The sequence below is a fragment of the Dellaglioa sp. CoH-57-MRSF-19 genome, from assembly GCF_056781975.1.
Genome location: NZ_JBXAXW010000001.1, coordinates 238,377 through 259,428, shown reverse-complemented (window position 1 = coordinate 259,428; position 21,052 = coordinate 238,377). Strand labels below are relative to the sequence as shown.

At 34.0% G+C, this 21,052-nt stretch carries 21 protein-coding genes; 8 read left to right on the top strand and 13 right to left on the bottom strand.

The genetic code is table 11. The features are described 5' to 3' along the window. Positions 1-39: 39 nt before the first annotated feature. Positions 40-762: a trehalose operon repressor gene (gene treR, locus AC1RO3_RS01215; protein ID WP_481760945.1), complete on the top strand. Its 723-nt coding sequence runs from the start codon at positions 40-42 to the stop codon at positions 760-762. Between the two features lie 17 nt (positions 763-779). Next, positions 780-2,426, top strand: a complete 1,647-nt coding sequence (gene treC / locus AC1RO3_RS01210) for an alpha,alpha-phosphotrehalase (protein ID WP_481760946.1) — start codon at positions 780-782, stop codon at positions 2,424-2,426. A gap of 62 nt (positions 2,427-2,488) precedes the next feature. Here the strand turns inward: treC and AC1RO3_RS01205 are convergent, their stop codons facing one another. After that, positions 2,489-3,796, bottom strand: a complete 1,308-nt coding sequence (locus AC1RO3_RS01205; protein ID WP_481760947.1) for a sialate O-acetylesterase — start codon at positions 3,794-3,796, stop codon at positions 2,489-2,491. Positions 3,797-4,107: 311 nt separating this feature from the next. Between AC1RO3_RS01205 and AC1RO3_RS01200 the strand changes: the two genes are divergently transcribed. The 4 genes from AC1RO3_RS01200 (at position 4,108) to AC1RO3_RS01185 (ending at position 7,360) form a co-directional block, all read left to right on the top strand. Continuing rightward, positions 4,108-5,433 (top strand): MATE family efflux transporter, encoded by a 1,326-nt coding sequence (locus AC1RO3_RS01200; protein ID WP_481760948.1) that lies wholly within the window; start codon positions 4,108-4,110, stop codon positions 5,431-5,433. Positions 5,434-5,452: 19 nt separating this feature from the next. Continuing rightward, on the top strand, positions 5,453-5,800 hold the full coding sequence (locus AC1RO3_RS01195) for a VOC family protein (protein ID WP_481760949.1): 348 nt from the start codon (positions 5,453-5,455) through the stop codon (positions 5,798-5,800). 152 nt (positions 5,801-5,952) lie between these two features. Then, entirely contained in the window at positions 5,953-6,609 is a 657-nt protein-coding gene (locus AC1RO3_RS01190) for an ABC transporter ATP-binding protein (protein WP_481760950.1), read from the top strand. Further along, the gene (locus tag AC1RO3_RS01185; RefSeq protein WP_481760951.1) at positions 6,602-7,360 is read left to right on the top strand and encodes an ABC transporter permease; all 759 of its coding nucleotides are present in this window, start codon (positions 6,602-6,604) and stop codon (positions 7,358-7,360) included. Before AC1RO3_RS01190 ends, AC1RO3_RS01185 begins: the two co-directional genes overlap by 8 nt. A gap of 63 nt (positions 7,361-7,423) precedes the next feature. Here the strand turns inward: AC1RO3_RS01185 and AC1RO3_RS01180 are convergent, their stop codons facing one another. From AC1RO3_RS01180 to AC1RO3_RS01155, 6 genes are all read right to left on the bottom strand, one after another. Beyond that, positions 7,424-8,083 (bottom strand): ABC transporter ATP-binding protein, encoded by a 660-nt coding sequence (locus AC1RO3_RS01180; RefSeq protein ID WP_481760952.1) that lies wholly within the window; start codon positions 8,081-8,083, stop codon positions 7,424-7,426. A gap of 21 nt (positions 8,084-8,104) precedes the next feature. After that, positions 8,105-9,559 carry an ABC transporter permease gene (locus AC1RO3_RS01175; RefSeq protein WP_481760953.1) on the bottom strand — a complete coding sequence of 485 codons (1,455 nt, stop codon included), beginning with the start codon at positions 9,557-9,559 and terminating at the stop codon, positions 8,105-8,107. 155 nt (positions 9,560-9,714) lie between these two features. Next, positions 9,715-10,584 carry a DegV family protein gene (locus AC1RO3_RS01170; RefSeq protein ID WP_481760954.1) on the bottom strand — a complete coding sequence of 290 codons (870 nt, stop codon included), beginning with the start codon at positions 10,582-10,584 and terminating at the stop codon, positions 9,715-9,717. A gap of 56 nt (positions 10,585-10,640) precedes the next feature. Continuing rightward, positions 10,641-11,003, bottom strand: a complete 363-nt coding sequence (gene crcB, locus AC1RO3_RS01165) for a fluoride efflux transporter CrcB (RefSeq protein ID WP_481760955.1) — start codon at positions 11,001-11,003, stop codon at positions 10,641-10,643. Further along, positions 11,000-11,395, bottom strand: coding sequence for a fluoride efflux transporter CrcB (crcB, locus tag AC1RO3_RS01160; RefSeq protein WP_481760956.1), 396 nt, complete (start codon positions 11,393-11,395; stop codon positions 11,000-11,002). The genes crcB (AC1RO3_RS01165) and crcB (AC1RO3_RS01160) overlap by 4 nt, the downstream gene beginning before the upstream one ends. A 108-nt stretch (positions 11,396-11,503) precedes the next feature. Next, positions 11,504-12,592 carry a DUF871 domain-containing protein gene (locus tag AC1RO3_RS01155; protein ID WP_481760957.1) on the bottom strand — a complete coding sequence of 363 codons (1,089 nt, stop codon included), beginning with the start codon at positions 12,590-12,592 and terminating at the stop codon, positions 11,504-11,506. Positions 12,593-12,929: 337 nt separating this feature from the next. Between AC1RO3_RS01155 and AC1RO3_RS01150 the strand changes: the two genes are divergently transcribed. Beyond that, a complete protein-coding gene (locus tag AC1RO3_RS01150) occupies positions 12,930-13,676 on the top strand; it encodes a hypothetical protein (RefSeq protein ID WP_481760958.1) in 747 nt (248 codons plus the stop codon). A 48-nt stretch (positions 13,677-13,724) separates the two neighbouring features. Here the strand turns inward: AC1RO3_RS01150 and AC1RO3_RS01145 are convergent, their stop codons facing one another. From AC1RO3_RS01145 to AC1RO3_RS01130, 4 genes are all read right to left on the bottom strand, one after another. Beyond that, a complete protein-coding gene (locus AC1RO3_RS01145) occupies positions 13,725-14,591 on the bottom strand; it encodes an NAD(P)-dependent oxidoreductase (protein WP_481760959.1) in 867 nt (288 codons plus the stop codon). Positions 14,592-14,704: 113 nt separating this feature from the next. After that, the gene (gene trxA / locus AC1RO3_RS01140; protein ID WP_481760960.1) at positions 14,705-15,034 is read right to left on the bottom strand and encodes a thioredoxin; all 330 of its coding nucleotides are present in this window, start codon (positions 15,032-15,034) and stop codon (positions 14,705-14,707) included. 18 nt (positions 15,035-15,052) lie between these two features. Beyond that, a complete protein-coding gene (locus AC1RO3_RS01135; protein WP_481760961.1) occupies positions 15,053-15,790 on the bottom strand; it encodes a TerC family protein in 738 nt (245 codons plus the stop codon). A gap of 139 nt (positions 15,791-15,929) precedes the next feature. Continuing rightward, positions 15,930-16,295: a winged helix-turn-helix transcriptional regulator gene (locus tag AC1RO3_RS01130; RefSeq protein WP_409021715.1), complete on the bottom strand. Its 366-nt coding sequence runs from the start codon at positions 16,293-16,295 to the stop codon at positions 15,930-15,932. Positions 16,296-16,424: 129 nt separating this feature from the next. On the opposite strand from AC1RO3_RS01130, the gene AC1RO3_RS01125 reads away from it, so the two are divergent. Continuing rightward, on the top strand, positions 16,425-17,606 hold the full coding sequence (locus tag AC1RO3_RS01125; protein WP_481760962.1) for an MFS transporter: 1,182 nt from the start codon (positions 16,425-16,427) through the stop codon (positions 17,604-17,606). A 49-nt stretch (positions 17,607-17,655) separates the two neighbouring features. Here the strand turns inward: AC1RO3_RS01125 and nhaC are convergent, their stop codons facing one another. After that, a complete protein-coding gene (nhaC, locus tag AC1RO3_RS01120) occupies positions 17,656-19,026 on the bottom strand; it encodes a Na+/H+ antiporter NhaC (RefSeq protein WP_481760963.1) in 1,371 nt (456 codons plus the stop codon). A gap of 397 nt (positions 19,027-19,423) precedes the next feature. Then, positions 19,424-21,040: a SulP family inorganic anion transporter gene (locus tag AC1RO3_RS01115; RefSeq protein ID WP_481761141.1), complete on the bottom strand. Its 1,617-nt coding sequence runs from the start codon at positions 21,038-21,040 to the stop codon at positions 19,424-19,426. Positions 21,041-21,052 lie beyond the last annotated feature (12 nt).

Here is a 21,052-nt window from a genome sequence, read left to right as displayed (position 1 = left end):
GTTTATGTTAAAATAACCTTATCATTGGAGGTGACTATTATGACGAACCAAAATAAACATTTAGGTATTTATCAAGATCTTGTCACTAAAATCACACATAATATTTACGCATCAGGAACATTCCTACCTAGTGAAATTCAATTGAGCCATTTATACGGTACTTCTCGCGAAACAATTCGAAAGGCTCTCCAAAATTTACTAACCAATGGCTATATTCAAAAAATTCGAGGCAAAGGATCGCTTGTTTTAGATATTCAACGATTCGCTTTTCCCGTCTCAGGTATTACTTCATATGAGGAACTGAATAAGTCTCTTCAAATGAATTCGGAAACACAAGTTAGACAGTTACTTGTCACAACTATTCCTATAGAGAGTTTTGCACCTAAGTCTGTTGTTGGCGATAAAGCGACATTTATTGAACGTCTACGACTTGTTAAAAATGAACCCAGTGTTATTGATCGTGACTACATACTTTCAGATATCGTACCTGAGATACCTTTAGCAGTTGCCCAAAATTCGCTTTATGATTATTTTGAAAATAAATTAGGCTTAGAAATCAGTTATGCTATTAAAAAAATTACAGTTGAACCAGCAGATACAACTATCCAAAAATTATTAAACATTCCAAAAACAGAATCTGTTGTTGTCATAAGAAGTGAAACCTATTTACAAGATAGTCGTTTATTTCAGATTACCGAAGCTATTCACCGCTCAGATCGTTTTAGTTTTGTTGATTTTGCACGACGGACGAAGAAAATATAACTAATAGGAGAATAACGATGACATTTGAAGATAAAATTATTTATCAAATTTACCCAAAATCATTTTATGATAGTAACAATGATGGCCTGGGCGATTTACAAGGGATTATCGCTAAAATACCTTATTTAAAACAACTCAATATTGATATGATTTGGTTTAATCCTTTTTTCATATCACCACAAAATGATAATGGCTATGATATCTCAGATTATTATCATATTGATCCTAAGTTTGGTACTATGGCTGATTTTGATGAACTTGTTACCAAGCTAAAATCTGTAGGCATCGATGTCATGATGGATATGGTTTTTAACCATACATCAACTGAACATGAATGGTTCCAAAAAGCGCTAAAAGGTGATCCAAAATATATGGCTTACTATTATATTCGTGGAGCAAAACCAGATAGCTCGCTTCCAACTAATTGGGATTCTAAATTTGGTGGTCCTGCATGGGAAGCTTTCGGAAATACGGGTAAGTACTACCTTCATCTCTACGACCCAACTCAAGCAGACTTAGATTGGCATAATCCAGCAGTTCGAAAAGAAATGGCCAAGATTGTTAATTTTTGGCGCAACAAAGGTGTTAAAGGTTTCCGATTCGACGTTATCAATGTCATCGGTAAAGATGTCAATTTACTTGATGCACCTTATGGTACTGATAGTAGACTTATGTATACAGATAAAAAAATAGTTCATCAATATCTACAAGAACTTAACGAATCTAGTTTTGGTCAAGACCCTGATGCTGTGACCGTTGGTGAAATGTCTTCTACTTCAATCGATAATTGTATTGAATACACGTTAGGCAAAAACAACGAGTTATCAATGGTCTTTACCTTCCACCATTTAAAAGTTGACTATACCCATGGAAATAAATGGACGACGATGCCTTTTGACTTTATGAGTTTAAAAAACATTCTAAATGATTGGCAATTAGGTATGACAGCTGGTCATGGTTGGAACGCTTTATTTTGGAATAATCATGATCAGCCTCGTGCTATTAATCGTTTTGGTGATCCCGTCCATTTTCGTGAAAAATCTGCCGAAATGCTAGCGACAACTATTCATTTATTACGTGGAACGCCTTTTATTTATATGGGAGAAGAAATTGGGATGAGCGATCCTCAATATCAGCATTTATCTGATTATAATGATATTGAAACCAAAAACATTTACCCAACATTATTAGCGAAAGGACTCAGTGAAACTGAAGCCTTAGACATTATTCAAGCAAAATCTCGTGATAATAGTCGTACTCCCATGCAATGGAATAACTCTGAGTATGCAGGGTTCTCAGCTGAAAAACCATGGTTGATGCCAATGAATCAGTCTATCGTCAACGTTCAAAATGAATTAGTACGCGGCGAAATATTTAATTACTATCAACAACTAATTAAATTACGTAAGACTCTGCCAATTGTCTCTGTTGGTGATTATCAACCTCTTTTAATGGACGATACTCAAGTTTTTGCTTACCAAAGAATACTAAAAAATCAACGTTTAATTGTTTTAAATAATTTCTATGGTACAACGACAACGATTACTTTACCTGCATTTACCGGGGAAATATCAACTGTCATCAATAATTATCCAACCGATATCAAATTAGAAACAGCTATGACGTTAGCTCCATATCAGTCAGTTGCCTTTTTGATTGACTAACTAAAATAAAGCAGCCTTGCAATTTTAAATTGTAAGGCTGCTTTATTTAGAACTTATTAAGATTAATCAAAGTAGATTTTAAAAGGACTAACTGGAATATGGTTTTCGTTCCATAAGCCGGCAGAAGTTACATTTGCATATGCATACTGTAAGCCAATTGATTCTTCTTCTAATCGAATCTTGATATCATTTGTACCTAAATCAATCACTGCAGGTTTTAAAACATCCCCTGGCATGATCCATTTTAAATCAATATCATTTGTTGTTTCAAGTTGTTCACAATTTGAAAAGTTAAGACGCATTTGTTTTACATCAGCTGAAATTTCAGATAATTGTGGACTTGTTTGCATTTCATCGAATTTACCAAAATTAGAATATAATTCGATTACACGATAACCTAATTGTCTTTTACTACTTGGATGAATCTCGTTAGCTGAATCTTCATCCATAGCTGTAACTAAGTAAACCCGATTTTCTGTTGCTGCAAACTTTTGTTGTGCATCGCGAATTTCAGCCCATGAATTAGCTATCTTATGATTATATTGTGGTAACTGAATAATATAAGTTGGTAATTTATTTTGTTTAAGCGTTTTGCGCCATTCACGGATTAATTTTTTCAAAAGTAACCCATAATGTTTTGTATCTATTCCTGCATCTCGTTCACCTTGATACCAAGTTAACAATTTAAATCGGTAAGGACCCACTTGTGATAACATCGTATCGTATAAATTATCGGATTCTTCTAAACTTGGAATTTTAGTATCAACATAAGCTGCTTTTAAAGTCTCGTTATTTATTAGTGTACTTTCTGATACCCAACTTGCAGCTGAAGTCCCATTTTTAGCACATAATACAAGGCCAATTGGTGTGTATTCATCATATTGACGAACCTTCTTAGCCATATAATAGCCTAATGCTGTAACGTTACCAATATTTTCTTCATCAACAATTTGCCATGGATTTTCTTCTGTTGATTGCTTTTCAGGTATATTGATAAAACGTAAATTCATCATTGGCATTGTTTTATTATGATCAAATTCATCATCTTTAGCCATTTTGAAGTTAGCATTTGATTGTCCAGCAATCAAGAATACATCTCCAAATTGTACGTCGCGTAAAATTATTTTATCTGTTCCTGATTTAACTAGAACGGTCACAATTGTAGGTGCTAAAAATGAGATACTTTCAATTAAAAAGTATCCTGTATCATCAGCAATTCCTGTTTCAATTGTATCTTCGCTACCGCCCATTGAAATCGTTACAGTTACTTCTTGATTGGGTTCTGCATAACCAAAAAAACGTGTTGTCTGATCTTGTTGCATAACCATATGATTAGTAAATAGTGGTGCTAATCGCAATGTTGTTGCCACTGTTAAACCCTTCTTTCTAGTCGCTGTCCATTAAGTATCCTTTACAATTATAACATAAGATAAGCCTCTATCGACTTTTTATCAAATGGATTAGTCAGCTACTTTGACTATTATTTAGTTGTTTGTCCTAGCTATTTTGAATAATAGTTGCTAGAATAAAGACAGTCAAAACAGTGTAAAATCGCCGGGTTTTACAAAAATAATAGTTATCACATCCAAGAGGCCATTTTTTAATGAAGGATGTTGGTACCTATTTTTTATTGTCCATTATTATAAGATTATAAAAAATAGGTACCGATAAGGAGCTCAAAATGAATAATCAAACGGTTTCTATCCGTCGTGAACTTTCAGGTTACGTCACACGGAACGTTTTAAGTACTTTAGGTTTATCTGTGTATCTTCTGGCAGATACATATTTCATTGCTAATGCGGTTGGAACAACTGGTTTAGCGGCTTTAAATATTGTATTACCCCTCTTTAATTTATTAAATGGCGTCGGGTTGTTACTCGGAATTGGTGGTGCAACTTTATTTTCTATTTTAAAGATTAAGGATCAAAAAGCGAGTCAAAAAATTTTCACACAGGTTTTAATTGTTGGGATTATTTTCGGCCTAGCTTTCTCAGTCTTAGGCTTTTTATTCATGAAACCTTTACTCTATTTTTTAGGTGCAAACGCAGGAACTTACAAATTAGCTGCTGAATACCTAACTTATATTTTGCTAGCTGCACCATTCTTTGCTTGTAATTATCTCGTTTTAAGTTTCATTCGAAACGATAATAATCCACATTTATCGATGGTTGCCATGTTAGTATCTAGTTTATTCAATATCATTTTTGATTATATTTTTATGTACCCATTACATCTTGGTATGGGTGGTGCTGCAATGGCAACTGCTGTTTCTCCAATTGTTGCTTTAGCTATATTAACCTTCCATCGTAAAAAGGAAGGACGTCTTTTAACGCTCCAACGAACGTCTATTCACTTTAAGACAATAAAAAAAGTTGTTCAATTCGGGTTCCCTGTCTTTCTAACTGAAATGAGTACAGGTGTCAGCATTTTTGCTTTCAACCTTGTCATTTTAAGTTTAGCGGGAAATACAGCTGTCGCAGCCTATGGAATTATCGCAAACATCGTCTTAGTCGCTTTATCACTTTTTAATGGTGTTGCCCAAGGAATTCAGCCTTTACTCAGTCGAGAATTTGGAATTCGGAATTGGCCAGAAGTTAAGCAAATATTACGTTTTGGGTTAATTGTTAGTTTTATTATTGGCACAATTTTATACCTTACATTGACCTTTGAAAAAGATCCTATTATTGCATTATTCAATAATAGTAACAACCAAGAGTTAATCCATTATGCTGAAATAGGCATTCCAATCTACTTCTTAAGCTTATTTGGATCATCCCTTAATGTTGTGTTTAGCATGTTTTTCTCAGCGATTGGCGAACCCAAACATGCACTTATTCTAGCTATCTTGCGCGGTTATGTCTTACTACTAGGCTTATTATTTATTTTTGCCCACTTCTTCAACTTAACTGGTGTTTGGGTTGCTTTACCCGTCACAGAATTAATCATTGTCGTCATCAGTACTGTATTCCTATTCAGTTTCTTTAATAAACAAATTAAAAAACAATAAAAAGAAGGTTTCTTATTTTATGAAAGTTAAACGTTTTGAAGCAATCACAATTCCCGTAACTGATGTCCAAAGAAGTTTACGTTTTTATCATGAAGTTTTTGATATGACTATGATTGAAAATAGTGAGTTACCTACTGTTCATTTTGGCCATCAAAAAATTATTTTTGAGCCATCAACTAATGTTATTCCAATGACACTTAGTTTCGTCGTTAGTGATTCAATGACCGCTATGGAAAATCACTTGAAAAATTATTTTGTGACTATTATCTCTGGCCCGATTGAAAAGCAAGATGTTAAAAATGCACAATCGATTACAATTTCAGATCCAGATCAGCATATAATCGAATTAATTAGTTATCAGAAATAGATTTACTAAGCTAACATCTAAGCGATGTTAGCTTTTTTACTACTATTAGGTTTTTAAATCTATATGCTTAGATTCTCTAAAATACTTTTCTTTATTCCCACAGCTAAACATGGTAATCTGAAAATGAGTTATATCAGAAAGGCGGTCCTACTATGCAACCTATTATTGATTTACAAGATATTTCACTAGAACTTAGTAACCAATCAATCTTGAACCACATCTCTTTTCAAGTAAACCCTGGAGACTTTTTAACAATCACCGGTCCATCTGGAAGCGGTAAAAGTACCGTTTTGAAATTAATCGCTGGTTTAATTTCAAGAACATCTGGTGATATTAAGTTCAATGAAAAATCAATTGACAGTTATGACCCAATCGAATATCGTCGGATTGTTTCTTATTGCTTCCAAACCCCCGTTTTATTCGGCGAAACCGTTAAAGACAATCTGGAGTTTCCTTATATCGTTCGTAAGCAAGACTTCGATGAATCTCGTGCCATTTCTGAATTAGAATCCGTAGGCTTACCCAGCAGTTATCTTCAGAAATCAATAAATGAACTATCTGGTGGCGAGAAGCAACGTGTTGCCTTAATTCGTAATTTAATCTTTTTACCCAAAATCTTACTGCTTGATGAAATCACAAGTGCTTTAGATTCAGAAAGTAAAAACATTATACACGCATTAATTAATCGTTTAAATGACTCAAATAAAATCACTATTATCGCTGTTACTCATGATGATAATGAAATAAAACTGGCTGATCAATTAATTAATATCGAGGCCGGAAAAATAACGGAGGTTAGACATGCATAATTTAGCCGTTAATAATCTTTCTCTCGTTTTCGCTTTTTCATTAGTACTTGTCTCACTAGGAATTGTATATAAAGAAAAATTAGGCCTAGCAAAAGATATTATTTATAGTGTCATTCGTGCAATTATCCAATTAGTCATCGTCGGATACATTTTAAAGTACGTCTTTAATATTAATAATATTATTCTAACTTTAGTTATGATGTTCATTGTTTTCTTTAACGCTGCGTATAGTGCACATAAAAAAAGCGCAGGAATTCCACATAGTTTTCGTATTTCGTTCATTGCCATTTTTTGTAGTACGTCCGTTACACTTGGCCTTTTACTACTAGCTGGAACGCTTAAATTTATTCCTTCACAAATTATTCCAATTACTGGTATGATTGCTAGTAATTCAATGGTTGCGATTGGTCTTTGTTACCGTAACCTTAACAGTAATTTCCGTGATCAACGCCAACAGATTTTAGAAAAACTAGCACTCGGTGCAGATCTCAAACAAGCAGCATACCCTATTATCCGTGAAAGTATCAAAACAGGGATGTCGCCTACTATTGATTCAGCTAAAACGGTTGGTATCGTTAGTTTACCTGGAATGATGTCTGGGTTAATCTTCGCCGGTGTTGATCCTGTCTTTGCGATTAAATACCAAATCATGGTCACTTTCATGTTACTTTCAGCAACAAGTATCTCATCAATTAGTGTTTGTTATCTTTCATATAAACAATTTTTTAATGATAAGAAGCAACTACGATAAATTAAATATCAATCAACTAAAATAGCCATATGTATAAGTTTTCCTTATACATATGGCTATTTCTTACTCTATAACTTGAAACTCACGGTCCTTCAATACATATTGCGTATCACACATTTTAGCAACATCTGGTTCATGCGTTACAATGATGACACATTTATCTTGTGATTTAGCTAAATCTTGAAGTAATTCAATAATTTCTTTCGTATTAACTTCATCCAAATTACCGGTCGGTTCATCAGCTACGACTAATCGTGCGTCACAACACATCGTTCTGACAACAGCGACTCGCTGTTGTTGCCCACCAGAAAGATGTTGAACGTTCTTCTTAGCCATATCCTCATCAATACCAACTTTTTTCAACATATCAAAGGCATATTGTTTATCACCAGCATGTGTTGCTCCGGTAATGTCCATCGCAGTCATTAAGTTTTCCAACGCTGACATATAAGTAAATAAATTATAGGATTGGAAGATAATCGAGACATCTTTATTTCGATAATGAGTTAATCCGATTTTATTGATTGCCTCACCTTCATATATAATTTCTCCAGATTTTGGTTTATCTAAACCAGCAATTAGTGAGAGAAATGTTGTTTTTCCTGAGCCACTACTACCGACAATTGCATATGATTTACTTCTTTCAAAAGTTAAATTAACCTTTTCAAATAAGGGGTTATCCTTATTTTCATACCAATACGCGACATCTTTAATTTCAATCATTTAATCACTCCTTTCTATTATTTATGAAATCAGAATTTTCTTGGGTTCAAGTCGTAAAATACCTAACGATGCTAACATAATCGAGATAAAGATAATTGCCAGACCCATACCACCTAATTCTGCCAAATCTTTGATACTTACAGTTGTGCTTAGATTCTTTAATTTCTCAGATTTAGTTGTCGCTGACTGCCCTGGTATACCACTTGGATCTGTTCCACCAAATTGTCCACCTTTAGTACCACTTGGCGCACCGCCTCCACCTTGCATATCATTTGAAGTTGTAGCTGTTGTAGATGTCGTTGTTTGTTGGCTTATCAATTGATCACCTACTGCATTACCAACGAATTTCCCACCAATTCCGGCAACAACTAATGACACGAGTAGAACCATAAACATTTCAACAAAGAATTGTGCAATAACTTTCCAACGTTTTTCACCTAATGATAGGAGGACACCAATTTCATAGCGACGTTCTCTAATCATTAAAATAACAATTAAGGCAAGAATGATAGTTCCTGCAACTGCGACTAATAGAACAATTTTTTGGGCAAAACTCTTAACATTATTCAATGGTGTCAGCATTGATTGATAAGTACTATCGTTTGTTGACATTGAAAATTTAGATGTGTTAATTAATTTCTTAGCTGCTTTTGTGAAAGTTTCTGACTTGGCTGGATCACTTAATGTATACACAACTGAATCGGCCGTATCTTTATACTTACTACCTTTTAAAGTATTCGCAAATGTGTAAGCTGTATAAATAGTATTTGATGGATCAGTAGCTCCTGGCCCACCCATACTTGTAGAACTAGTTGAACTAGCTTTATAAATACCGACAACTTCAACTTTATACTTCGTACCACCAGTTGATTTCATTGTAATTGTATTGCCCACAGAAATATGGTTAGTAGAAGCAAGTTCTGATTCAATCACAACGTTTTTAGTATTTAAATCACTCGAATTTAAACCACGACCTTTTGTAATTTTGGCACCACTAGTATTTAGTGCACTAGCCGTTGAACTTACACCGGAAATAGAAATATCACCCGTTGTTGCAGAAGTTGCCATTTTCTTGCCGCCCATCCCACCACTTTGACTTGAGGTCGATGTTGTTTTAATGGCATCAAATGAAGAAGCATTAGCTGTAGTTGAAGTGGTGATACTGTAACTCTTCACATTGCTTAATGCACCAACTTTTTTAGCTGTTGCGACTGTTACCCCAGCTAAGTTTAATGATGGTTTAGTGGTTTTTGAGCTTGAAGTTTTCATCTCGCTAAAAGCTTTATCTCGATTAGCTGATAATGTCACCGTTGCACCCGCACTCTTCTTCGCATCATTTGCCGCAGTTGTTGCTGCATTTTGAATAATTAATCCTGCTAAAACGAATAACATAATAGCTGACATAACTAATACAAGTAAAAAAGATCGTCCTTTTTTTGCTTTAAGATTTAATAAAGCACGTTTAAAAAAATTCATATTTATTACCTCCATATTCTCTTAAATTATTTGATAAGAATAAGCATAGCTAATAATTATGAATTATTTTTGAATATTATCAGAACATTTTCGTTTGTTATACAAAAAAAAGTTTTATTATGAATAATAATTCATAATAAAACCGTTTTCTTTATTTAATCTATTAGACTTTTCCAATCTCTCGACCAGATTAATCCTAAACATTTTTCACCTGTGTGAACACCGACAAGTGGTCCAATATAACCCGATTCAAATTTCATTTTAGGAAAACTAGTTCTCAAGTCTTGTCCCCATTCAGCTTGAAGTTCCGGATTATTCGCATCAATTAAATTAATTTGAACTGGATAATCAAGTGAACGTGTTGCTTCTGAGAATTGAGCTTTAATTTCAGAATAGGCATTTTTCATTTTGCGTTCTTTACCAATAGCAACGATTTTACCTTCTTTATCAAAAGTTAAAATCGGTTTAATTTTCAATATGTTTCCAACAAAACCTGAATGATTTGATAAACGACCGGTCCTCATTAAATGATTTAAATCATCAACAACAAAAAGAACCCGTGTTGTTTCTCTTAATTCGGCTAACTTTTCAAGTATTTCCATAACGTTTTTATCTTTATTAGCTAATGTGGCAGCCAATTGAACCATGTTACCCATCCCCGCGCAATCAATTTTCGAATCAAAAACATGCACATTGATGGCCGAAACAGATGATGCGAAAGCTTCAAGATTACCAACTAATCCACTAATACCTGATGATAAATGGATACAAATAACATCTGTATAGCCTTCAGCAGCAAGTGCCTTAAATTTTTCTTCCATTTCACCCATCGATACCTGGGAAGTTGTTGGTAAAACATCTTCTGTTTTTAATAATTGATAAAATTGAGTTGCCGTTAAATCGGCATTTTCATGATAGACATGATTTCCAAATAATACTGGGTTATTTACTACTTTAATATCTAATTGTTCAACAATCTCATCTGTAAGATAAGCTGAACTATCCGTTAATACAGCAATTTTCATTATTTCACATCCCTATTTTTACTATCCTATCACACATTATGCTCGAATACTTTAATTTAACTAACCATTTGGCGACCAATAACTAATCCTAACAGTGTCATCAAGCCACCAACAATATAACTAGCTAATAAATAAATCATGAATAACGATATTTTTTGGCTTTTAATTAATTTAACCAATTCAAAGTTATACGTTGAAAAGGTTGTAAAACCACCCATTGTTCCAGTACCAAGTAAGACTAACATCGGACTAGATAAATTAATTCCTGTTAAAAGACCTAAAATAAAACTACCTATCAGATTAATTAATAACGTTCCAACTGGAAATTGATCAGTTAGATATCGATTACTTAAATTTGTTATCCCATATCTTAACATAGCACCGATTGCAGCGCCAATCCCAACTAATAGTGTCATCATGAACGTTCACTCTCCATTCGCCAATCTCCAATCCGATTGCCTAATGAATAACCAAGTAATGTCATGGAAAGTCCACCTATAATCGTTACTAACACATAGATGAGTGCATAGCCCCATTGTTGCGTCTCTATTAACTTTACAGCTTCCAAACTATATGTTGAAAACGTTGTAAAAGCACCTATAAAACCTGTTTTTATCCCCAAAGTTAACCAATCTGGGACTTTTTCGGTTGTTTCAATATACTGAACTAAGAACGCCAAAATAAAGCACCCTACGACATTAATCATTAATGTCCCCAGTGGGAATCCATTTGGTTGAATAATCGTTAAACCAAGTAAGTACCGACTTATTCCACCAAAAAAAGCAAACAATGCAACAATTATATAATTCATTTTATGACCTTCTTATCAATTTTACATTTACTACTTCATTTTACCGAATTATCTAGTTAATACCAAATTAAAATGGACCACTAGAAATTATCTAGTGATCCATTTAGGCTAATCTTGGCTTAGTTTAAATTGACTCCATGGTTTCAAAAAATCGAGTAAGAATAATTCATCATCTATAATATGCCCAACAATATTTACACGACCATCATTTTTCATTTCTTTTAAAGCAATTTGTGTTTCACCTTTATATTGTCCATAACCTTCATTATCAATTAAGACGTCACCACGCTTAATTAATTTTGTATTATGTGCAGGAAATTCTTTATCTTTATACACAACCCGTGTCATTGTCGAACGTAAAAGATACGCTGAACGATCTCCGCGGTAACTATGAATATTATCAAATAATACTACTTTTTCAACCTCAGTAATATCATCTGCCGTTTCAATTTTAATCGTCGGATAATTGGCGTTGAATGCTTCTGATGCTGCTTTTAATTCATTTTCTGAAGCGTACGCGTTTGCGATAATCACATCATCAATTAAATCTGTCATCACCATATGTTTAACTTGTGTGGCAATATCTAAATGTCGATGATCCTCTAATGTACATAGTCCATCAGCAGTTGGCCAAGGTCCAAAAGTAGCTGACTTAGCATTAACAAAAGCTGCCGTATTTAAATTGTATTTTTTAAATTTCTCACTGCAAGCTACAAAAAAGTTATACTCTAATCCTGTGTATTCATGTGGATAAAAATTATGTGAACCTAATAAGTTCTCTCTTTTTGGTGAATAACTCATAATGTTATCCACATAGTTAGTCCCAGAACTCATATTTATTTCTATTTTTAAGTCATATGGATTGCGTGTCATTGCTGCTTCTTCTGCACCTGTAAATCCTAAATCTAATCGAACACCATATGCACCCATATCGTCAAAGAATTTTAAATCTTGATAACTAATATTTAGTTGTTCAAATAAATCAGGATTGATATCAACCATTACTTCCATACCAAGTTTATTTGCGTAAGCAACTGTCTTTTTAAATTCTGATAATACCTTATCTTTACCATCTGTCACTTGGAGTAAACTCGTAAAGACTCTTTTATACCCGTATTTACATGCCAAATCTAAATATGCTGTATCATCATTATAATTTGATCGTTCTGGATAAATTGAAATACCTAATTTTCCCATTATTATTCCTCCTAAATATTATTAAGGTCTATACCAATATTATAAAGGACATATAATGTAATTGAAAGCGCATTCCAAAAAAACTTTTGATTATTTTTAAATTTTTTCTTAATGTTAAGGTTATTTTAAGGTTCATGTTGTATATTGAACTTATCCCAAAACAACATAAATAACTAACCTTTATACTTTTTCATTTCTCCTCCAAAGTAATGAGAGAGAGAGCTAATTTATTAGCTCTACAACTTACTCCCTAGAGACTGCCTTCCCAGCAGTCTCTTTTTTGTTTCTAAATATTAAGAATCGTGCTAATATTTTAATCACGAAGGAGGTCTTAAGGATGCAAACCATTTATACGCTAATAACATTGATTTTTCTTAGTGTTATACCACTTCTTGTAGCTGCTTTTTTACTAACAGCTGTGAACAGTAATACAAAAAAACAATTATCATTAAATCAACAATTATACTTGGGTTCATTGGGTATTATTATCCATGAAGCAAGTCATGCTATAATGGCTTTTTTATTTGGATTTCACGCCATTGAAGTTAAATTAATTAAACGTCCACATCCCGAAATTGGTGATAACTCACTTGGATTCGTTCGTTATAGCTCACCTAAAAATATGCGTGGTAAAATTGGACAAGCAATGGCCGGTATTGCGCCCATCATTGGCTGTTCAATCGTAATTATTGGCCTTTTTATTCTACTGCTACCTCACTCTTTTAATCTACTATCAACAATGCTAGTTAACCAAGCATTTAATACTCAATCGTTATTTAACCTATTCACCTCGTTATTTCAATCTTGGTCATTAAGACTTATCCTGTGGTTGTTAATCACAACATCTATTACAATTGGTGGTTTTGATTTAAGCTCAGCAGATAGAAAAGGATTTGGTCTTGGATTCAGTTTATTAGCACTTTTAATCATTATCTTTTATTATTTCTTAACTCTATTTAATCACCAGACTTTAATGATGACTCTACTATCAAAATTTGCCTTATCTATTGGTCTAATTACTATTTTGATGCTGTTTTTATTACTTATTACAAATTGGCTGGTTAAAATCATCAAAAATAAATAAGACTATCTCATATTGAAATGGTCTTATTTATTAGTTGTATCGACTTATTTATTTCCACCACAATTTAACTAATGCTTGTGTACCGTCATTACCTAATCCATCTTCATCAACTAATTTTTCATATAGTACTTTAGCTTCTTTTGTTGCGGGTAGATTAATATTCATTTTTTCTGCTTCGTCTAATGCAATACGCAAATCTTTAAGAAAATGTTTTGCAAAGAATCCTGGTGTATAGTCATCACTTAAAACTCGGGGCGCATAATTGTCTAAACTCCAATTTGCTGCACTTCCCCCGCCAACTGTTTTAATGACACTTTCCAAGTCTAAGTTTGCTGCCTTAGCGTAAACTAACAGCTCAGTCATTCCGGTCATTGTTCCAGCAATCATAATTTGATTAGCCATTTTTACATGTTGGCCTGATCCATAACCACCAAACAAGGCAATTGTTGTTCCCATCTTTTCAAAAATAGGTTTCACTTGTTCATATACATCACTGTGTCCACCAACCATAATTGTTAGCTTCGCATTCTTTGCACCAATATCACCACCAGAAACAGGTGCATCTAACGCAAACAACTCATGAGTTTCCGCGTAATCACCAATTTTTTTCGCTAGTGTTGGTGTACTTGTTGTCATATCAACTACAATTGCGCCTTTTTTAGCACCAGCAAAAATACCATTTTCTTCAAAATATATTGCTTCTACATCTGCAGGAAAACCAACCATCGAGAAGATAATATCACTTTTAGCCGCAACCAATTGTGGCGAATCAGCCCATATTGCCCCTTGGCTAACTAAGTCATCTGTCTTTGATTTGGTTCGATTAAACACGGTTACTTCATAGTTCGCTTTCAATAAATAACTAACAATTGCTGAGCCCATAACGCCCGTTCCAATAAACCCAATTTTTTTCATAATAATCTCCTTTTATAATTTTCTTTAGTATGCACCTTTAAGGTTACGACTGCCATTAATAATAGTTAAGCCTAAAATAAAATCCCACTACAAAATTTGTAGTGGGATTTTATTTATACTGCTTTATTTTGAGCAACTTTTTCACTTAAATACTTTGAAAATTTACTCTTATCATGATAACCAACAACTTTTTCAATTGCTTTGCCATCTTTAAATAATAGAAAACTCGGAATACTCATGACATCATATTCCAATGCTGTTTCTTTATTTTCATCAATATTCAACTTTACAAATTGCATATCATCTTTGAATTCTTGTTCTAATTCATCAATAACAGGTTCCATCATACGACATGGACCACACCAAGGAGCCCATAAATCAACAATTGTTAATCCGGAATCTGTATGTTCCGCGAGCGTTTTATCTGTTACTTTTGTGACCATTTTATCGCCTTCGTTTCGTTATTTTTTATTCTGAATATTATACATATGAATTAAAGTCGTTAATATAATAGCCCCAAAAACAATTCCAGCAAAAAGTACTGCTGAAACTTCGATACCAATTTGAGGGATAGAAAGGAATAACTTCACCGCAATTAATGCGATTAGCAAGTAAGCCATTGATTCTAACTCCGGAACAACCTTCATCAACTTCATAATCAATGTCGCAATCCCACGCATGGCTAAAATTCCAAACATCCCACCGATTAAAACAATGACTGGATTTGTCGAAATTGCTAACGATGCTAAGACAGAATCAATTGAAAAAACAATATCCATCATCTCAATTGAAATAACAACTGACCAAAACAATGAGAATGGACCTTTTCGTCCATTACTTTTTTTCTCTGATTTAGGTTTTGGCGTTTTAATTTTTGAAAAGAAATAATGGGCTGATAGGTAAATAAGATACCCAGCGCCAATTACTTTAATTTCCCAGAAATCAATTAAAAATGTTCCAATTCCAATAATGATGAACCGGAAAATATATGCACCCCATAATCCGTAAAATAATGCTTTTTCTTGTTCTTTTTTACTTGGTAATTTTTGTGTTTGTGCAGCTAATACAATTGCGTTATCCACTGATAATAAGCATTCGATTACTGCTAATGATAGGATAATTATCCAATCACTACTTGATTCGACAACTGTTTTCCAATTGTTTAGATCAAAAAATGGTCCATATAAGTTTGCTAACATTTAATTCTCATACTTTCTTTCAATAATTTTTATAAATAACTGTAAATGATTATTATACAGCAATTACCAGATTATGCCATAACATATGAACAACAGTAACTGCCAGCTACATTTCTCGAATAGCAATCAATAATGACAGTTATGACACTTTATCTCGATTCATTAAAACAACATGTTGGTCTTGCTCATTTAACCGATCAACATGTTTTTCGCCCCAAACACACAATTTATTTAATATAGTACTCAAAGACTCACCATATTCAGTCAATTGATAATCTACTTTTGGTGGTACCTGTTCATAGATATGTCTAGAGATAATCCCATCGGCTTCCAATTCACGTAATTGTTGCGTTAACATTTTTTGGGTTATTTTCGGAATTGCACGTTTCAGCTCACTAGTTCTTCTTTTTCCACCACGTAAATGGCATAAAATAATTGTTTTCCATTTTCCGCCAATGACTTCTAAAGTCGCTTCAACACCAATATTATATGTTTTATCTTCCATTCTTCCTCCTATAGGCACTAAAAAGTTCCTATAGCACTTTTTAGTACGTTATTGTCTTATTGTTGCGTACACGTATAATCATAAATTGTAGCATTATTCCAACAAAAATCAAGGAGGCTTTACAAACTTATGGAAAAACCAAAAATATCACCATCCCTAACACTCTTAGCATTGGCTATTAGTGCTTTCGCAATCGGATCAACAGAATTTATTAGCGTTGGGCTCATCCCCTTATTAGTCAAAGATTTTGGTATTTCATTAAGTCAGGCAGGACTTAGCGTTTCATTATATGCATTCGGTGTCACAATAGGTGCACCCGTTCTAACTATTTTAACTGGCCAATTTGATCGAAAAAAATTACTCTTAAGTATCATGGCGTTATTTATCGTTGGTAATTTAGTTGCAGCATTTGCACCAACTTTTTCAATTTTATTAATTGGTCGAATTATTTCTGCATTGTCTCACGGTATATTCATGACAATCGCTTCCGTTATTGCGGCTGATGTTGTTGAACCTTCAAAACGTGCTAGTGCTATTTCAGTCATGTTTACTGGTTTAACCGTTGCAACTGTAACCGGTGTTCCTTTAGGTACATTTATTGGTCAACATACTAGTTGGCATGGATCATTTATTTTTATTAGTATCATTGGACTAATTGGTTTAATCGCCAACTTTTTCCTCGTACCAAATGGTTTACCAATTCCTGGAAAATCTGATGCGCATGGTTTTATCCGTGTCCTTAAGAACAAATATCTATTGATTACGTTATCATTAACCGCCTTAGGTTACGGTGGGACATTCGTTGTTTATACGTATATTACGCCACTCTTAGAAACTTCAATGGGTTACAGTGAAAGTGCTGTTGTTATCATTTTAATCGTCTACGGATTGATGGTTGCCCTTGGAAATACGATTGGCGGCCGTTTAGCAAACCATAATCCGCTCCAAGCATTATTAAAAATGTTTATCGGACTTGCAGTCGTCTTATTTATCCTTTTCTTTACTGCTAAAATGTCAATTCTAGGTTTATTAACCGTTATGGCCTTAGGACTATTCGCCTTTATGAATGTTCCAGGATTACAACTATACGTTGTTCAATTAGCTGAAAAATATACCCCTAAAGATATTACTTTAGCATCGTCGCTAAATATTTCTGCTTTCAATATTGGCATTACGTTAGGCTCTTTAATTGGTGGACAAGTTGTTTCTAATCTCGGATTAGGTATGACGCCACTTTTTGGGACAGTCATGGTTTTAATCGCCATCTTCATGACAATGTACTTAATTACACTCAATAAGAATGAGAAATAACAAAAAAACGGGTCACAACGAATATAAAATTCATTGTGACCCGTTTTTATTAGGCTCTCTTTGCACGTAACCCGATTCCCGTCCAACCACTAATGATTGAAAAGACAGGCGATAGTAAGCTAAAGAACGCAAATGGTAAGTAGTCTAGCGTTGGAACTCCCAACGTGCTTGCTGCAAACGCACCAGCTACACCCCAAGGGATTAAGTAATTAATCACTGTTCCGCCATCTTCAAGTGCACGACTTAAGGCTAAATTATCTAATTTTGATTTATCAAAAGCGGGTTTAAACGCTTTTCCAGGTAAAATAACTGATAAGTATTGTTCTCCAACAAATAAATTAACTCCAATTCCAGCAAAAATAGTTGCCGTAATTAATTTACCAGATGAATTTAAACGTTTAACTAAAGGTTCCATAACGACTTCAATAATATTGAAGTTCATTAGTAAGCCGCCTAACGTTAAAGTTAAAATTATTAATGACACGGTTCCCATCATACTTGAAACGCCACCTCGTGTTAACAGCATATCCACATTTGCATCTCCAGTTTTAGAAACAAATCCTGACTGAATCAACGCCGCAACATCTTGTAAACTCGTAAATGGTTTTTGAATAAATAACATAACTAACGATACACCAATATTGATAAATAACGTTGGAATAGCTGGAATTTTTAACCAGGCACAGACAAACATTAAGATAATTGGTAATGCCGCCCAAGCTGTGATTGAAAAGTGACTAGATAAAATTGAAATCGTATGATTGATTTTATCCATATTTGCTGCCATACTACCACTTCCCAAAATGAAATATAAAATTAAAGATCCTACAAAAGCAGGAATTGTTGTCCACATCATATTTTTAATATGTTTAAATAAATCAGATTCTCCAATGGCAGCTGCTAAGTTCGTTGAATCTGATAAGGGAGACATTTTATCCCCAAAGATAGCACCTGAAATAATTGCTCCTGCCACTAGTGCAGGATTAACCCCCATCGTCATCCCCATACCGAATAGTGCGATACCCACAGTTGAAATTAAAGTGAAGGCACTCCCAATTGATAATCCGATAATAGCACAGACAATAAAAACGGAAGGCACAAAGAATTGAACACTAATCAGATTAAATCCCCAAATCATTAAGGTTGGAATAATTCCTGCCGCAATCCAAGTCGCAATCAATGAGCCAATCAAAATAAAAATAAAGATGGGAATTAACCCTGTACTCATTCCATCCTTGATACCCGCGTGAATCTCATCCCATGAAAAATGACGAATTCTAGCCCATAAAATTAACAACCCAATCACTAACATAACTGGTGTTTGAGGTGATAACCCAAACTTAATTACACCAAATCCCATAATAATCAACATTACTACTAAAACACTTGCTGCTTCTGTAAACGATAATTTATTTTTCATTAGTAAACACTCCTATTTTTTAGTCGATTCTAGTATTTATCATGAAAAGTTTGATATCGAAACTGACCCCAATTTATATTTTTCATTTTTAACACTCCTTTTCTGGACAAAAAAAGTCCCTGATACAATATTAAATATTGTATCAGGGACGACTCTAGCCGTGGTACCACCCAGTTTAATTGAGAACCCAAATTCTCACTCACTAGATGATAACGGTTCTAGATATTTATCCGATGTTTAAAATAACGTTAACGTATTTGGTTAATTTATCCTGATTGGTTCGCATCAACCACCAACTTTCTGACTCCCAGATAAATGACTACTTATGTGTTAACTTTTATTTATTAAGTTGAATGAATCTTAACATGCCTAAATATCCTTGTCAATAATGTACATCTTATAGTATTTCCTTTAGAACACGATCAACTGAGAAATAAAAGGCTTCTTCCCCAGCCACATCTTTAAAGCCAGATCGTTCAAACATTCTCATTACATTTGGTTGAACTGAAGAAAAAATCACTTCATGATTTTTAGTCTGAGCATCACTATAGAAATCCTGAATAACAGCCATTGCTGTATTATCAATTGATGGTACGCCTCGCAATGAAAAGATAACTAAATCTCGTTCATGAAGTGGCTGTAGTGCCTTATCTAATCGATCCGCAGACATGAAAAATAGTGGTCCAGTGATGTAGACAACTGCCCAATCATCTTTTAATCTATCTTGTGTTGTTTCGACTTTGCTTAAATCAACATCTTCAACAACAACATCTAAAATAGAACTCTTAGCCACAAAAATAACGATCCCGACTAAAACACCGGCCATAATCGCCGTACTCAAATCAAAAATAACGGTACTTATTAATGTTAAGAAAAATAGAATTAAAGCACTTTTAAATTTATTTTTAAAGAGATACTTGATAGCTGACCATTCGTTCATCCGCCATGAAGTCACAACTAACACGCCAGCTAATGCCGATAAAGGAATCTGTGACATGATTGGTGCCAATAAAAGCATTGAAACTAATAACGCAAGTGCATGGAAAACGCCTGTCAATCGCGTCTGTGCACCTGATTTAATTGCTACACTCGTTCTAGCAATCGCAGCCGTTGCTGGAATACCACCAAAAAATGGTAAAATCATATTTCCAATACCTTGAGCGATTAATTCTTGATTACTATCTAAGGTTTTACCTGTCATGCGACCAGCAGATGCCCCGCATAATAAACTTTCAATCATTCCCAGTAAAGCAATACTTGCGCCAGGAATAATTAGATTTTTAACTGTTTGAAGATTTAATGCACCTAAATGTAATCTATCATCACTGATAACACTTGTTGGAATCTCGCCAACTGTTGCGACATCTAATTTAAATATCATTGTAATTGCCGTAGTAACAATAATTGCAATCAACGATGCAGGAATAACTTTATTCCATTTTTTTGGAAAAATAAAAAGTGCAATAACAACTAAAATTGCCATCAAAGTCGTTGCCAACTTAGGTTGAAAACCTAAGCTAGGATAACTACCAATTTTTTCAATTAAACTACTTCCGTTTGAATGCGTACCAAAAAAATTATCTAATTGCCCGAAAGCAATAATAATTGAAATTCCTGATGTAAATCCTGTAATAACAGGGGCAGGAATAAAAGTCGTTAAAACGCCTAATTTAAATATACCGGCTAACAATAAAATCACTCCGGCAATCAATGTAGCAATAAAAACCCCTTTTAATCCATATTGTGCAATAACACCCATTAATACTGCGGCCATCGCTCCAGTTGGTCCTGATATTTGATAATATGCCCCAGATAAGGTACTTATCAAAATCCCAGCAACAATGGCTGTGATTAACCCAGCAGCAGCTGTTGCCCCACTTGAGACACCAAATGCCAAGGCTAACGGAATAGCAACTGCAGCTACCGTTAAACCTGCCATAAAATCTTTAGCTAATTTTGTTGCATTATAACCTTTAAACTCGTTTTTTAATATTGAAATATAATTTGATATCATCATCATGCTCCT